Genomic DNA, 15,679 nt, shown 5'->3' with positions numbered 1-15,679 from the left:
ATATAGTGAAGTATTATATTAGAAATTTTTCTACTAAGATATGTTTTTATAATGAAGATTTAATAGTAACAGGTGGTAGATATAATAAAAAGATTAAAGCTAACGATAGTATTTTTCAAATACTGAGGAAGACTTCAAAAGCTATGAAAGAAGAAGAGCTATTAGAGTATCTAAATATTAACTTTAAAATAGAATATGATATAGGCGAAATATTACTATCAAAGCTTTTGAAGCTAGGTTTTTTAGAAACTAATATAGTATATTCTCTTCAGGGTAAAGATTATAAATCAAAAGATTTTAGTAAGATAAAAAGTTTTAATATACCAACCTATTTAAGACCAAAGGAGTTATATAAATGTATAGAAAGTTATTCTAATAATTTCCAGAAAAATTCTCATTATATTGACTATTATGTTTTCGATGATACTCCATTAGATAAAAGCAGAGAAAATTATAAGGCTTTAAAACAATTAACAAATAATATCCAAATCAATATTTTCTATATAGGTTTGGAAGAGAAGAAAAAATTTATAGATATTATAGCTAGAGAATGTGGAGTAGAGAGAAGGCTAATAGATTTTGCATTTATGCCTAATAATTTATTTGAATCTCATAAGCTTTTTATGTCAGGAGCTAATAGAAATTGTATATTAGCATATACAATTGGAGATTGCTTTCTTATGGCAGATGATGATAGCTGCTGCTTGGGTTTTGAAAATAATATAAATTCAGGTGTATGCTTTTCAACAGGAAGAGGAAGTATTAGTAAACAATATATACAAAAAGAAGATTTGAAGCAAATTACACATATGGATAATTTGGATATATTAGGTGAGCATGAAAAATATATTGGAAAGTCTTTAAAGGAAATACTATACAATAAAAAAATTAAAGATATTACTTTTGATATGATTACACCAAATAATGATATTTTCCCCAATAATTATGTTTTTTATGAAAACTCAAAAGTACATTTTACTTTTAATCCTACACTTGGATGGCCTGATCAAACTGCTGATGATGCATTATATGATTATTTATATAATAAAAATAAGGAATATTTATTAGGAACTTCAAATAAAACTATTTTTGAAAGTGTAGAAGAAGATACTATTTATTCTAGTCCATTTTTATTAACTACAACACTAACAGGCATAGATAACAGAAAGAGCCATTGTCCTTTTATGCCTATATATCGTAATGAAGATATACATTATGGGTATCTTTTGAACTATTTAGATCCATATACTTTATCTAGCTGTATAAATGTAGGTCTTCTACATAATAAGAAAAAGAGTACAAATCAGCTAGAAGCTTTTTATAAAAACTTTTATGGTGATATTGTATTATCTTATATTTTATATAAAATTTTGAGAAGAATAAAAATTAAATTACCAAAGGAATATTTAAATACTAACATACGGAAATTAATATTCTCTAGTAGCATCAAGAATATATGTGGTAATAATCAATATGATTTTACAAATAATTTGTTAGGTTTGAATATTGGTTTAAAGAAGCTTTGGTATGAAAAAAAAGATTTAATCAGTAGTGTTTATAACGATATTCACGAAGACAAAAATTTATTTCAAATAAGTGAATGCTTTATAGATTTTAATAAGTTTATGGCTAGCCAAGAATGGGAACTAATGCGTATAACTTTAATATTATATTCCGATTTACTTTTAGAATGGGATAACATTATGGACGCTTGTTATAGATTAAAATTACAAGGAAGGCTTCCGCAGAAAAAAATATAAATTTAGAATATGGAGGTGAAACAAATATTGATAGACTTTCTTAGGTTAAAAGTTAGTTTTTATCAATATGATATTTATGAATAATGAATTAATCAAAAGTAAGTATTTAAAAGTTATTAAGCTAGATAATAGCTTTTCTTTAATATATCACTCATTACATGGAAATTTGGTTAAGGTTAATAATGATGTTGTTAATTTAATAGATAAGATAGAATTATTGAATAAAGATTCTGAACAAAAATTTAATAGTACAATAAAGTATTTGAAAAGTAAACGTTTTTTGGTTAACAAAGGAGAGGATGAATTTTCAATTATTAAAACTAAATTAGAAAAAAGGGATGAAAAACTTAGGAAAGGTGAATTTGTCAGTGATATCCAGCTCTCCGTCAGCAATAAATGTAATATGAACTGTAAATATTGTTTTGAAAAAAAGTTTGATAATTCCATTAGAGATTGGTCTAAGAAAATGGATTTTGATATGGCAAAAAAAAGTATAGAAAAGGTAGTGGATTTAGCTAAGAAAAATGGACGAGATTATATAAGTATAAATTTCTTTGGTGGAGAGCCATTAACAAATATGGAGGTTATAAAAAATGTTCTGCAACATTTTGGAAGAGGTGAAAAATACGATATTAATATTGGATATAGCATTGATACAAATGGAATTTTAATTAATGAAGAAGTTGCAGAAATGTTTTCAAAGTATAAGGTACTTGTAAATTTAAGTATAGACTATATTTCTAATACTTCGGCTTATCGTGCTGATGGTAATTCAGGAGTTAGCTTTGAACAATTTGATAGAAATTTAAAAATTCTAAAAAATAAAGAAGTTTTAACTTATTTTTTAACAGTTCTATCTAAGGATACTTTTGATAAGTTTAGTACAAGCCTATTGGATTATGCAAAAGATAATAATGTACAGGGTAATGATGTTATATTATCTTTTGATTTAGACTTTGAGAAACAGCATTCAGCAGAAGAGATTGTTAATAAATTAGTACAGTACTATGTTTATGCTAGAAAGTTAGGAATATATGTTGGAGGGTATTGGGGCTCTATAATAGATCAAATAGAAAGAGTTAGTTCAAGGAATATAGAGGGATTTAAATGTTGTCCAGCTATAGGAAGAAGACTAAGTATTGAACCTAATGGAGATATATTTCCATGTAAATCAAGTTCAAAAATCTATGGAAATATAGAGGATATTGAAGGAGCTTTAAGTTCCAAACAATATCATGACTATGGAATGCGAGCATTTAGAAATTCTCCTAGTTGTGAAGGGTGTAGTATTGAAGGATTTTGTTCTGGTGCTTGTTTAGGAATGCTTGAAAAAAAATATGGAAATATATTAACTATGGATCCGTTCTTATGTGATATTTATAGGAATTTGACAAGAGAGATACTGAAAGCAAAGTATGCTAATAGTTAAGGGGAGAATATTATGGGGAATAAGATAACTTATCTGGATTTAAATAATCCCATTACTAGAGAAAGCGAGCAAGAAACTACGGCTAATTTAGGTGCTTTATATATAATATCAGCTTTAGAGAATGAGGGTTATGAAGTTGATTATAGAGATTATCAAATAAGTAAATTTTATAATAAGCTAAAAGTCGACAGTATAGTAAAATTTGCGGAAGGTTCTACAAAAATAATATTAATTTGTTGTATGGCATACATGCTTCCATTAGTTATTTTAGCTATAAGGAAAATCAAGGAGGAAGATCCAGAAAAATTAATTATATTAGGAGGCGTAGGACCTACAGGAGTTGCTGATAAACTTATGAGGGAGTTTGAAGATATAGATATTATTGTAAAAGGCGAAGGAGAATTTACAATAATAGAGCTTCTTAATGTTTTGCAAGTAAAGGAAGCGTATAGTAGATATGAAGCTTTAAGAAAGGTTGAGGGTATAGTTTTTAGAGATTTAAATTCAAATGTATTAATTAATTCTGAAAGAGAGAGGAACAAGGAATTAGATTTAATAGATTTTCCTGCATATCACATTATTGATAAAACAAAATACAAAGAATTTGGATTGATTACAGGTAGAGGATGTGCTTTTAAATGCAAATTTTGCGATATTCATGGCTTGTGGGGGGAAAAATACTTTCAACGAAGTCTAGATAATGTATTTAAAGAACTGAATATATTGGTTAAGGATATGGGAGTAAAACAAATTAGAATATGGGATGATACTTTTACTATGAGTAATAAACGAGTAATAGAATTTTGCAAACGAATAAAGAAAGAAAAGCTTAATTTCCAGTGGAGTTGCTTTGGAAGAGTAAATTTAGTAAACGAAGAGCTTATTGAGTCTATGGCAGATTGTGGATGTGGTGGCATATTTTATGGCCTGGAATCTGGATCAGAAGATGTCTTAAAGAAAATTGATAAGAAAATAAATATAGACTTAATGATAAGGGCTATAGAAACTTCAGTGAAATATATGAATGTAAAAGGTCATTTAATTTGGGGATTCCCTTTTGAAAGTTGCGAGGATTTATATAAAACTATTTATTTATATAATTATCTTAAAAACAAGATAGACATAGGTATAAGTGAGCTATGGCCATATCCTACGTCTCCATTATATAAGGAATACAAGCATTTGATTAAGTTTAATCCTAATTTAGATACTTTTTATAAAATTCTACCTTTTAAGGAGGACGAACTAGAAGATGAAAAAGAAGTTTTAAAATTAGTTATAAATCACAGTGATATATTTACTCAATTCTATTATTACCATACTGATAATTTTATGGATAAATATATGATGATTAAAGATTTGTATACTTTTTGCTAATTTTATTGTGTATAGAATATTCAATAAAAACTATGGGTAGTAAAATGAAAAAATATAGAAAGGGGTAAGAATTTTGGATGTAATGGATAAAATGGTAGAAAATAATTTAAATCTTTATTTTGTTGAAGGGTTTTATGGGAAGCATTATTTAATAAAAATGTCCCCTTTTATTAGTGAAGTAAAGATGTCTTATGAACTTTTGAATTTATTAAAGGTAAGTCATGATGAAGGCATTCCAATTAAAAATGCTTGTGAAAAAATTTTAGGTGATAAAACAAATAGTAAATGTTTGAATCAAATTTTAAATCAGATAAGCTGGTTAAATGAGAAAGGAATGATTAATTTAATATGAAAGATATATTAATAATTCAGCCGCCGGTATCTTTTAATAATTCCAGACCAGTTTTACCACAAAGTGCAATAGGAATAGGCATGCTTACTATCATGGCGTATATAAAGCAATTTGGGTTTAAAGGTGAAGTAATTCATATTCCGAGAGCATTAAGTATGGGGTACAGTTTAGAAGATATTTTTCAAAGAATAAAAAATGAAAATCCTAAGCTTATATCTATAGGGCTTAACTGGCTCCATTTCAGTGAAGGTGCATTGCAACTAGCTAGCATTTTAAGAAAAATGCTTCCAAATACAACTATAGTTGTGGGAGGACAACATGCTACTTTATTTGCTAAGGAAATTTTAGAAAGTAGTAAGGATATAGATGGAGTGGCTGTAGGAGAATCTGAAAGGACAATCTATTATCTGTTAAAAGAATTAAAAAGAGGTATTCGTTACATACCTAAAGATATACCAGGTATTATGACCAATCATTCAAGTGATGGAATTACAGGTTTAATACCAGAAGTAATAGAGGAATTAGATAATTTACCATTTTATTCTTATAAGGATGTATGGCCTTATACTAAAGAAATTTGTGCTGCATTGGATACTGTAAGGGGAGAATGTATAAGAAATTGTTCCTATTGTATAGAGTCAAAAACTAATTCTCTTCAAGGAAGAGGGAGGTTTACTCAGCATAGTCCTGAATATTTGGCAAAACAGGTTAAATCCTTTATAGATGAAGGTATTAATAACGTTACCATACAAGATCCATTCTGCTTAATAGGTGATAAAAAAGTTCAAGAGTTTTGTTCATGCCTAAAAGCTAAAAATATAAAATTAAATTTATTAAATATATTTGTTGAGCCTAGAGCTTTTGATTATGAGGAGACATTAATGGCATTAAAAGAAGTAGCTAATATTGTTAGTTTAGATTATGGGATGGAAACTGGTTCTACTAAAACAGCAGATTTTATAGGCAGAAGTTATAGTAAGGACAAATTATTACAGAGCTTAAAGTGTACCTCTAAAATGGGAATTAGAGTACTTACTTGGTGGATGACAGGACTTCCAGGGGATAATAAAGAGAGCTTAAAAGAAAATATGGATTATATAGAAAAAACGATTAAATGCGGAACAATTCCTCGCTGGATAACCCCCCTCATATTATTTCCACATACAGATATGGCAAAGAAAAATAAATATTATGGAATAAAGCCTTATATGAGTTCCTTTAAAGACTTTTGCAATTATTCTAAGGTTCAGGCTAATACTTATGGTGTTTACCCTGAATTATTAACTCATGAAACAACTGATCAAAATAAAAGAGCAATAGTTGAATCAACTATTGCATTAAAAAAAGCCATATTAGATAAAATAGATGAACATAAAAATACATTAATGTCTTTTGGATGGACCAGCAAGGAATTAGAGGCTATTGAAAATGAAGCTAAAGGTAGTTTTTATTAGGAAACATTAAGAAGAGTATTTAGTATTAAGGAGGTTTTTAATGTATAGTATACCACTGGAAAAGATTAATAAGTTGAATGAAGAATTTAAAAATGAAATTCCAATTTTAGATTGTAATGCTCATTTGTTTGCAAGTAGCATTAATTTATTAATCTCAGGAAATTATTTTGAAGGGTATAAAAAGTATAAAGAATACGCTAAAAATATAGATCATATCGATAGGGATTTGGAATTAAGAATAATAAATTTTGCTTCTTGTAAATTGATATATGAGAAGAAATTAAATGATGCAAGAATGATATTGGAAGATAATATATACAATTATTCAAAAGAGGTTTCATTGAATAATAATTTAGCAGTTACATTATTTAAACTAAATAAGCCAGAATTAGCATTTAAGAGATTGGTTTTTGCTTTAGATTTAGAGCCAAATAATAAAGAAATTAGGAGTAATTATGAAAAATTGGCTAAGTATTTAAATTTAGAGGGGAAGTTATTAACTTGAACTTTGAGGGTTTAAATGAAGAAAGAGTTTCTATTGTTAAGGGATTACAAATTACTGAAAGGTATGAAGAAAATAAAAAGAAATTTTTTATAAAAAATCCTATTACTAATAAGTTCTTTATATTAGGAGAAATGCAATATAAACTATTAATGGCATTTGGTGAAAATAAAACTATTGATGAAGTAGTGGAATACATGAATCATATGGGTTTAAATATATCTTTTGAACAGGTGAAAAAGTTTAAAGAAAATCTTATAAGCGTGAAAATTTTAAGTTGTGGTGATGAAAGTCATCCATTAGAGAAAAAAAGAGTTGAAACTCAAAGGGGGAAAACATTTTTTCAACGGCTTTTATTTATAAAAATTCCTGTGGTAAATCCGGATAATTTTGTGGAGAAAGTTTTAAAAAAAGTATCATTTATATTTTCACCATTGTTTTTAGTATTAATGGCTGTGTACGTTATACTAGGATTAGGTATATATATTTATAGATTTTCACCGTGGGTATCGGAAATTATTACAGATTCTTTATCAAAAAATGTAATGATTATAGTTATATTGTACTTGATAACTATATTTTCTTCTATTTTTCATGAAATGGCCCATGCATTAACTTGTAAGAGATTTGGAGGAAAAGTTAATGAGATGGGGTTTTTAATTATATACTTTAGGCCAGGATTATTTTGCAACATATCAGACTCCTATTTATTTAAAGAAAGAAAACATAGAATTTACGTGTCAATGGCAGGAATTATTTTAGATTTTATAGTGTGGTCTACAATTATAATTGTTGGGTATTTATTTGAATTAAACGGGCTTAACGTATATTTTATATCTGCCTTTGGTTTTTATGGATTAGTGACAATTTTATTAGAACTGAATCCCTTGGTTAAATTGGATGGATACTATATTTTAACGGAAATAGTTAATATATATAATTTGAGGGAGAATTCATTTAAATATTTAAAAAATGTGTTTTTAAAAAATATGTCAAAGACATACAGCAGTAAAAAGGAAAAGGGAGTTTATATAGCTTACTCAGTGTTTTCAGCAGTGTACTCTATTTGGCTAATTTTTTATACCTTTTATATAATAATCAAATATTTAGTATTAAAGTTAAATACGTTAGGAATGGTTATCTCAATAATAATATTAATTCTACTATTCTATGATTTAGTTAAAAAAATGTTTCTTTTAATATTAAGAATGTTTAACCATAGCTGTAAAAATATTGGAGGTTAATTTATGATAGATAAAAGAGTAATATTAACACCTTATGTATTTAAAAAGAAAATACATGATAATGAATATATAGGCAATTTGTTGAATAACAAATGTTTTATAAGAAATACAGAAAGTATAGAAAAAATAATAAATTATTTTACTGAACTTAAAAGTATACCACAGAAGCTAAAGGAAAATGTTAAGTTAATAGAGAGGTTAGTTGAAATGAAGGTATTGGTAAATGAAGAAAGTTTAATGTTACCTTTGCCTAATGTTGAACTTGAAATAACTAATTATTGTAATTCATCTTGTGTAATATGTCCTCGTGAAAAGCTTTCTCGCAAGAAAGGTTTTATGAGTGAAGATACATTTAGTATGGTTATAAGTGAATTGAAAAAATTAACTGTTAATGAAGTTGAAATCTGCGGAGTTGGTGAGCCTTTACTTCATAAAAATGTGGCAAAATATATTAAAAAATTAAAAGATATTGGGATTAAAAGGGTTAAGATGGTTACTAATGCTTCGCTACTTAGTGAAGATAAAGGAAATGAGCTAGTAGATGCTGGATTAGATTCTATAATGATATCTTTTCATACAATTGACCCATATAAGTACTCTAAGATGATGAGAGGGTTAAATTATAATAATGTACTTGAGAATATCAAAAAATTTATTAACAAATACAATATGGATATTGAAACCATAATAACTTGTGTTATTTGTGAAGATAATTTTAAAGAAATAAATGAATTTAAGAGATTCTGGAATGAATTTGAAGTTAATGATTTATATTTTCAGAATCTTCAATCTAGGGCAGGGAAGCTATGTAATGTTAAAAATCCAGTAGAAAAGTATAAATGTCCAGTTTTAGAACAGGGATTATTTATTTCCTTTGAAGGAGAATATTTATCTTGTTCAAATGATTTTTCAGGTGAAAGTAGTTGGGGAAATATTAGTGATATTGGTTTTGAAAAGTGTTTAAATCACAAATTGGATATCATAAGAAGTCAAAGTCTCTTTGAATTTTGTAAGTACTGTGACTATGATTTTCATGAGCAACAGTATTTAAATACAGATTTCTATAAATATGTTACATATGAAGGAGTGAAAAAATGAGAAAATTCTATTATTCAAATTATATAGAAACACTTACGAATGGCAAAAGAGTAGCTTTTTATCATAATTTAAATGGTAATTTTGTAATTTTTTCTAGATTAAATGTAATTAAGTTAATAGATGATATTATGAGTAAAGATGAGGAAAATTTAAAACAGTATGAGGGAATATTAGAAAGATTATTGGATGAAGGTTTTTTACTTAGGAGCTTTATGACAAAAGAAGAAGAAAAAAAAGCTTATGAAAATTATTATATAGTTCCCAATAACACCATATTTTCTACTTGGATCGAAGAAAATTTAGAGCTTTCTATTCCAAGTGCAAAAAAAATAAATAGGATTAAACTTAATAAAAAGGACGGAGAATTATGGCTAAGATTGAGTGAAAATAGAATCAAATTTAAAGATGTAGAAAAAGGCTTTCTATATTTAAATAACTTATCAAATTACAATAATTCTATGTTCAAACTTATTTCTAAGCAAAAATTAAATTCAAAGTATACGTTTTCTAATTTATATTTAAGTGACTTTTATAAAGTGGATATATTAAAAAATGAACCTCATCCTAGATCTTTATATCTCAAACTTACGAATGTATGTAATTTAAACTGTAAAATGTGTGGTCAAGCCAATAATAAGAAATTAGGACTTATAAAAAATGATGATTTTTTAAATTTTAACAAAGTTAAACAATTTATTGAACCAATAATGAAAGATTTGGAATTTATAAACTTATGGGGTGGCGAACCTCTTTTACATCCTGAATTTATAAAATTTATTAAATATTTTACCGAAAATAAAAAATACATTTCAATTGCAACAAATGGTACAGTCTTGAGAAAATATGCTAAAAATTTAGTGAAACTTGGAGTTGATGAAATTGTAATTTCCTTAGATGGACCTAAAGAGATACACAACGGTATTAGGGGAAATAAAAGGGCATTTGAAGACGCAAAAGTTGGAATTGAACAGATAATTGAATTAAAAAATCATATGCAAATAAAGCCTAAAATTATTTTGAATTGTACTATAACTGAAGAAAATATAGACTATTTACAAGAATTATTAGACATTTGTAAAAACTGGAAGATAAATAAGTTAATATATCAACTGCCCATGTTTATAACAGAAGATCAGGGAAAGAAATACAACTCTATATGTAATAAGCTATGGAAAATAAACTCTACTAGCTGGAAAGGATTTTTAAAAAATTATACTTTGGATTTACATAAATTATATAAATTTTACTATAATGCTAAAAGTAATTATGGTGATTTTGTAAATTTTTATAATATAAGTTTTGACAGTGAAGACAAACTTAAGCGATATTTTAATAATCCAGATGACTGTCTTGGGAAGTCTAAGTGCATAGTATTAAACTCAGCTATAGTAATAGAGTCCAATGGCGATTTAGTAACTTGCCCCGATTTTCCTGATATAAAATGTAAAAATATTCAAAATACTGATTATGATCAGTTTTGGAATAACGAAGTGCGAAGAGAGTTTATTAAAGGATTTAATGATAATAAAGGATATCCAATTTGTAAGCGCTGTTGTCAGTTTATTTAGATAAGTAAATGTTTATTTAGAACATATGGCTAAAAATAATTTATGCAAGTTTAAGGGTATACCATAAGTTGTGGATATTTATGATTATTTTGTTGAATTTATTAACAATTGTTACAATTACATTATAGTATGGAGGTAGGAGGTAATTTAATGTGTTCAGTGGATAGGATAACATTAAGTTTATATAATATTACACCCTCTAAATTGTGTATATACAGTATATTTTTAGATGGATTTTTAATCGAAATAGAACAAGAAAAAGTATTAAAGTGGAATTTAAAGGAGGCAGTTGAACTATTTAATAAAGATAATAAGGTTACGTTTATAGGCAAGAAGAATATAAATAAACTCAAGCATTATGTGTATATTCCTAAGGAAAGAATAGAAGATTTTTTAGACTTTTTCGGACAACCTACATGTAAGATCTTAAAATTTTTTTCACAATTTGAATTTACACCCAAAATTAGCTTTGGATTTTTATATGTATTTTTAATATTATACTATTTAATATTACCTGTAATGTGTATTTTCATATTTTTTAAAATAATATTTAAAGATAGTAAAGATGAGCTCATGTTTAATTACTATCATACAGTTAACATATCTGAAGAATTATATGATGTGATTTTGAAAAATCATTATCCAATGGGGTTTGATTTGAAAGAAAGAAAAGATATTCTTAATAAAGTAATATGTGATATTAAGGAAATTAGAGGCCCTTGGCTGGATTTAGGATGCGGAATAAATTCATTATTATTAGAAGCAGAACAAGGCAATGAGGCAGAAATATATTTATTAGATCCTAATCCTCTCTCTGAGAAATCCTATGAAAAATATAAATGTAAAATGCAAAATACAAAAATTAAATTTATAAAAGGCAGTGGAGAAAGGCTGCCCTTTGATGATAATTACTTTTCTTTTATATATTGCGGTGGGGTTATAGCTCATGTTTGCTATTTAGATAAGTTTTTGTTAGAGTGCAAAAGGGTACTTAAACCTGGAGGAATTATTCTATTTGACGAATCCAATGAATGTCCTAGAAAAAAATTTATTAGCACATTGTTTTCAACAAAATTAAAGGAAAAAATAAATTTCAATTATAAGATTAGTAAAAATTATGCCTTTAACCCACCAAAAGATTATATATCAAATCCTTGGTGTTATTGGGGGTGCTCAACAGATCATTTTTGGATTTTTAATTTAAAAGGATTAACTAGACATCTAAAAAAATTTTTTAATATTAAAGCTAAGGGAGGAGTAGGTTCTTATCTATGCAATAATGGAAAATGTGGAAATTTTCCACTGTTTTATTCATTGAATTTAGGTAGATTTACTAATATATATTTAGATTTTAACAATTTACCTAAATGGTATTTAAATATGATGAGTAATATTTTTGGTGATATGGGTATCTATATTTATGCCTTATGTGAAAAAGAGGTTACTAAAGTTTAAAATTTTAGATTAAAGTATAACACTATTAAATATATATAAATTTATATATAGTATCAAAAATACTAAACAATACATTAAAAATATTTTGGGAGGTATAATTTATGTTATATGTATTTATGGGATCAAGCTGTTCAGGTAAATCATCTGTGGCAAAGGAGTTAAAAAAGTTTATTGATGTGGAATTTTATACTGGCAAGGATTATTTACGTATGTCAAAAAATGAATATGATGCTTGGAAAATATTTAGCGAGAAACTAGAAGAAGCTTCTAACAATATGAATTTAAATTCTCAATCAATTGTTTATATTATATCAGAAAGAGATGATGTATCAAAAATCAAAGGTCTACATAAAGCTATTACAGTGAAATTTACAGCTGATTCAGATATCATTAAGTCAAGATTTTCTCAAAGAATGAAGGGAAATCTTCCAAAACCAGTAGAAAAGATGATAGAACGTCAATTAACAGAATGGGAAAGTATAAATGCAAAATTGTATGCTGATACAAGTGAATATAAACCTAATGATGTAGCTAAAAAAATTTATGATTTTACTTTGAACAATTGTAATAATTTAGAGGTGTAGAGGTGCAAGTTTTACAAACAAAGTTTCTACTTAACTACTTAAATATTGGAGATGGTAATCTTCGGTGGAACACTGAACACTGAATTTAGACAAGCAAAGAAATAAGAAGAAAGAAATAAACAAACGTAGGGTTATCAGGGCTAGGTTTATAATAAAAACAGCAGAAAGTATTTTCTTATTAGAGGGATGTTGTATTAAGAAATTTATATAAAATATATTGTTTTGCAGATTTAAAACTAGCAATATATTATAGTATATGTTCTTAGCATGGGCCTTTTAATAGGTCATTTATCTGCTGTTTTTTATTGCTAACTTGCTGATTTTTCATTTCTTATTATTCTTTTTATATTACTCTTGGAAAGATAATATTCTTCACATAGTTGTTCTGAACTAAGTTCATATATTTCAATATTTCTAGCTTTTAAGGCACCTTTTGCGCCGTTGCTTTCTTCCCAAGATTTCTCATTAACTTTTTTTATAGGGGTAGCTGGTGGTTCATTATTACTCATTCCTTTAGCATGTAGCTTGTTCGGCATTCCAAACGATATTGCTATGAAGGTAGTAGGTGTGGGATTTATAGTAGGTGTACTGCAAGATTCTTTTGAAACAGCACTTAATTCATCCACAGATGTACTTTTTACAGCTACAGCTGAATTTGCAAAATGGCGTAAGGGAGGAAAAGAAATAATCATAAAGAAATAATCATAGATAAATAATTATAGATAAATAGCCATTTGGTAAATAAACTGAATAAAAACTTTATGATAGGTCAAGAACTTCACGCAAACTTTTGTTTATAAGACATTATTACTAAAATAGCTTCAATTGCTCAATTTCTTCATGGTAATAGGCATCTTTCATTTGGCTGCCCAGACCGTATTGTGCACATTTTTCTTTAAAAAAATTATATAGAGAGTTATTATTGGGAACATTGCACATGTATTTATTTCCATAAATATTTTCATACTTAGCTTTTAAATCAGGAAATAGGGCATTTAGTTTTGAGTAATAGTAGCTGCGTTGCCTGTCTCTTAGAGTTAATCCAAACCAAGGGACTATATATTTACCACCATATTTGGTGGTGTTTTTTATGATGCTTTCAATATTTTCTTTATTATCTTCAATAAAGGGAAGAATAGGCATCATTGTAACGCCTGTGCGTATTCCAGCCTTAGAAAGCTCTTTCATAGCTTCAAATCTTTCGGAAGGAGATGGAGCTAGAGGCTCGATTTTTTTTGCTAAAGCATCATCTGTAGTGGTAATGGTAAAGGCTACATTGGCATAGTTTCTGTTAATTAGTTTTAATATATCTAAATCCCTTAATACTAAATTACTTTTAGTTACAATATGCACGGAGAAATTATAAAATGCTATTAAAGATAAAGCCTTTCTTGTTAATCCATATTTTGCTTCCGCTGGAGTATAGGGATCGCTCATAGAACCAGTGCCAACTATACCTTTGACTTTTTTACCTTTAAGCTCTTTATTTAGTATTTCTTCAGCGTTTATTTTTACTAGCACATCATCAAAATTTTCTATTTGGTAACATTCACTTCGGGAGTCACAGTATATGCATCTGTGTTCACAACCTTTATATAAATTCATATTATATTTTACTCCGAACCAAGAATCTGGAGATTTCATAGTACCCAATATGGTTTTGGCTTTAATTTCTTTAATTATGATCCTCACCTCCAATAATAATTACCATTTATATCAAAAAATATATATTATTAAAGAGTATATATTTTTTCAAAGATTATGTATATTATAAACTATTTATTTGGCTTATGCGATATGCAATATAGGTAATATATGTAATATATAATGAGAATTTTGAAATACAATGTTACAACTAGGTTAGTTTTATGTTATAATTTAGTAAAAAAGTTTATATAAGGAGAAAAAATATATTTAAAAATGAAGTGAAAATAAAAACCGATATATTAAATAGTGAATGGTAATTCTATATAATAAGCATATAAATTTTACACCCTTAGGAGCAGTGGTGTATAATAATACTAGAATGATACAAATAATATATTGGTTAATGTATTGGATAACAAATGAATAGATAATGAATAAAAGAAGATATATTTTGCTTGTAAAGAATTAAAATTTTGAAAAAATGCACTCTTCAGGTGCTTTTATTAATGGAGGAGTATTATGTTAAACAAATATTATACTAAGGGTGAGGAGATTGCAAATGCTGTAATTCACGGGGTTGGAACGTTGATAGCTATTGCGGAACTTGTAATTCTCATTGTTTTTTCGGCTATGTATGGAGATGCTTGGTATGTGGTGTCTTTTACAATATTTGGTTGTGGTCTTGTGCTTTTATATTTATTTTCAACTTTGTATCACAGTATACAGTCTAAAAAAGCAAAGAAAGTATTGAGAGTTTTTGATCATTCTTCTATATTTGTGCTAATTGCAGGAACGTACACTCCATACACTTTAACTGTTTTAAGAGGGCCTTTGGGATGGACCATATTTGGAATCCAGTGGGGGCTTGCAATTTTGGGTATAGTTTTTAAGGCAATTGTTTTAGGAAGGCATGAAGAGCTGGAGGACGGAAGGCTTGGTAAAATTTCAACTATAATCTATATAGCTATGGGCTGGTTCATAGTTATTTCACTAAAAAAACTTTACTTTTCAATATCGACTATAAGCTTAATTATGCTTATAGCTGGTGGAGTGACTTACACTGTAGGTGCATATTTTTATTCTAGGAATAATCTTCGTTGTGCTCATCCTATTTGGCATGTGTTTGTGCTTGGAGGAAGTATATGTCATTTTTTCTCAGTGCTATTTCTTTTGCCTTTTAAATAAAATAAGAGCAAGAAGAAAATTCAT

14 protein-coding genes and 1 pseudogene are annotated in these 15,679 nt (G+C 27.4%); 13 read left to right on the top strand and 2 right to left on the bottom strand.

Going from position 1 to position 15,679, the window contains the following annotated elements:
- The first annotated feature begins 5 nt into the window (after nt 1–5).
- From CC89_RS18625 to CC89_RS18575, 11 genes are all read left to right on the top strand, one after another.
- The gene (locus tag CC89_RS18625; RefSeq protein ID WP_035294820.1) at nt 6–1,760 is read left to right on the top strand and encodes a hypothetical protein; all 1,755 of its coding nucleotides are present in this window, start codon (nt 6–8) and stop codon (nt 1,758–1,760) included.
- Between the two features lie 76 nt (nt 1,761–1,836).
- Nucleotides 1,837–3,189, top strand: coding sequence for a radical SAM/SPASM domain-containing protein (locus tag CC89_RS18620; protein WP_185750818.1), 1,353 nt, complete (start codon nt 1,837–1,839; stop codon nt 3,187–3,189).
- Between the two features lie 12 nt (nt 3,190–3,201).
- Entirely contained in the window at nt 3,202–4,566 is a 1,365-nt protein-coding gene (locus CC89_RS18615; protein WP_035294816.1) for a B12-binding domain-containing radical SAM protein, read from the top strand.
- A 73-nt stretch (nt 4,567–4,639) separates the two neighbouring features.
- Entirely contained in the window at nt 4,640–4,918 is a 279-nt protein-coding gene (locus tag CC89_RS18610; RefSeq protein ID WP_035294814.1) for a hypothetical protein, read from the top strand.
- Nucleotides 4,915–6,372, top strand: a complete 1,458-nt coding sequence (locus CC89_RS18605) for a B12-binding domain-containing radical SAM protein (protein WP_035294812.1) — start codon at nt 4,915–4,917, stop codon at nt 6,370–6,372. Before CC89_RS18610 ends, CC89_RS18605 begins: the two co-directional genes overlap by 4 nt.
- 40 nt (nt 6,373–6,412) lie before the next feature.
- Nucleotides 6,413–6,877 (top strand): hypothetical protein, encoded by a 465-nt coding sequence (locus CC89_RS18600; protein WP_035294810.1) that lies wholly within the window; start codon nt 6,413–6,415, stop codon nt 6,875–6,877.
- Nucleotides 6,874–8,118 carry a site-2 protease family protein gene (locus CC89_RS18595; RefSeq protein ID WP_035294808.1) on the top strand — a complete coding sequence of 415 codons (1,245 nt, stop codon included), beginning with the start codon at nt 6,874–6,876 and terminating at the stop codon, nt 8,116–8,118. The genes CC89_RS18600 and CC89_RS18595 overlap by 4 nt, the downstream gene beginning before the upstream one ends.
- 3 nt (nt 8,119–8,121) lie before the next feature.
- Nucleotides 8,122–9,216, top strand: coding sequence for a radical SAM protein (locus CC89_RS18590; RefSeq protein ID WP_035294806.1), 1,095 nt, complete (start codon nt 8,122–8,124; stop codon nt 9,214–9,216).
- On the top strand, nt 9,213–10,784 hold the full coding sequence (locus CC89_RS18585; protein ID WP_035294804.1) for a radical SAM protein: 1,572 nt from the start codon (nt 9,213–9,215) through the stop codon (nt 10,782–10,784). The genes CC89_RS18590 and CC89_RS18585 overlap by 4 nt, the downstream gene beginning before the upstream one ends.
- Nucleotides 10,785–10,934: 150 nt before the next feature.
- Nucleotides 10,935–12,239 carry a class I SAM-dependent methyltransferase gene (locus CC89_RS18580; RefSeq protein WP_035294802.1) on the top strand — a complete coding sequence of 435 codons (1,305 nt, stop codon included), beginning with the start codon at nt 10,935–10,937 and terminating at the stop codon, nt 12,237–12,239.
- A gap of 101 nt (nt 12,240–12,340) precedes the next feature.
- On the top strand, nt 12,341–12,823 hold the full coding sequence (locus CC89_RS18575; RefSeq protein WP_035294801.1) for a hypothetical protein: 483 nt from the start codon (nt 12,341–12,343) through the stop codon (nt 12,821–12,823).
- Nucleotides 12,824–13,131: 308 nt separating this feature from the next.
- Here the strand turns inward: CC89_RS18575 and CC89_RS20750 are convergent, their stop codons facing one another.
- On the bottom strand, nt 13,132–13,332 hold the full coding sequence (locus tag CC89_RS20750; protein WP_051932032.1) for a hypothetical protein: 201 nt from the start codon (nt 13,330–13,332) through the stop codon (nt 13,132–13,134).
- On the opposite strand from CC89_RS20750, the pseudogene CC89_RS20145 reads away from it, so the two are divergent.
- Nucleotides 13,304–13,525, top strand: a pseudogene (locus CC89_RS20145) (serine/threonine transporter SstT); the annotation flags it as partial. The gene CC89_RS20750 and the pseudogene CC89_RS20145 sit on opposite strands and share 29 nt — an antisense overlap.
- A 108-nt stretch (nt 13,526–13,633) precedes the next feature.
- Here CC89_RS20145 and CC89_RS18565 read toward each other — a convergent pair.
- Nucleotides 13,634–14,428 carry an SPL family radical SAM protein gene (locus CC89_RS18565; protein ID WP_353601623.1) on the bottom strand — a complete coding sequence of 265 codons (795 nt, stop codon included), beginning with the start codon at nt 14,426–14,428 and terminating at the stop codon, nt 13,634–13,636.
- A gap of 561 nt (nt 14,429–14,989) precedes the next feature.
- On the opposite strand from CC89_RS18565, the gene trhA reads away from it, so the two are divergent.
- Nucleotides 14,990–15,655, top strand: coding sequence for a PAQR family membrane homeostasis protein TrhA (gene trhA, locus CC89_RS18560; RefSeq protein WP_035294799.1), 666 nt, complete (start codon nt 14,990–14,992; stop codon nt 15,653–15,655).
- Nucleotides 15,656–15,679 lie beyond the last annotated feature (24 nt).

It is taken from the genome of Clostridium sp. KNHs214, from assembly GCF_000744935.1.
In the GTDB taxonomy this organism is placed as follows: domain Bacteria; phylum Bacillota; class Clostridia; order Clostridiales; family Clostridiaceae; genus Haloimpatiens.
The sequence above is the reverse complement of the archived record's forward strand: the minus strand, read 5'-3'. Positions and strand labels throughout refer to the sequence as shown.

Excerpts from the sequence above, each read along its gene's own strand:
- CC89_RS18620 (WP_185750818.1), top strand. The coding sequence starts at position 1,837 with ATGAATAATGAATTAATCAAAAGTAAGTATTTAAAAGTTATTAAGCTA.
- CC89_RS18615 (WP_035294816.1), top strand. The coding sequence starts at position 3,202 with ATGGGGAATAAGATAACTTATCTGGATTTAAATAATCCCATTACTAGA.
- CC89_RS18605 (WP_035294812.1), top strand. The coding sequence starts at position 4,915 with ATGAAAGATATATTAATAATTCAGCCGCCGGTATCTTTTAATAATTCC.
- CC89_RS18600 (WP_035294810.1), top strand. The coding sequence starts at position 6,413 with ATGTATAGTATACCACTGGAAAAGATTAATAAGTTGAATGAAGAATTT.
- CC89_RS18590 (WP_035294806.1), top strand. The coding sequence starts at position 8,122 with ATGATAGATAAAAGAGTAATATTAACACCTTATGTATTTAAAAAGAAA.
- CC89_RS18585 (WP_035294804.1), top strand. The coding sequence starts at position 9,213 with ATGAGAAAATTCTATTATTCAAATTATATAGAAACACTTACGAATGGC.
- CC89_RS18580 (WP_035294802.1), top strand. The coding sequence starts at position 10,935 with ATGTGTTCAGTGGATAGGATAACATTAAGTTTATATAATATTACACCC.
- CC89_RS18575 (WP_035294801.1), top strand. The coding sequence starts at position 12,341 with ATGTTATATGTATTTATGGGATCAAGCTGTTCAGGTAAATCATCTGTG.
- CC89_RS20750 (WP_051932032.1), bottom strand. The coding sequence starts at position 13,332 with ATGAGTAATAATGAACCACCAGCTACCCCTATAAAAAAAGTTAATGAG.
- CC89_RS18565 (WP_353601623.1), bottom strand. The coding sequence starts at position 14,428 with ATGAATTTATATAAAGGTTGTGAACACAGATGCATATACTGTGACTCC.
- trhA (WP_035294799.1), top strand. The coding sequence starts at position 14,990 with ATGTTAAACAAATATTATACTAAGGGTGAGGAGATTGCAAATGCTGTA.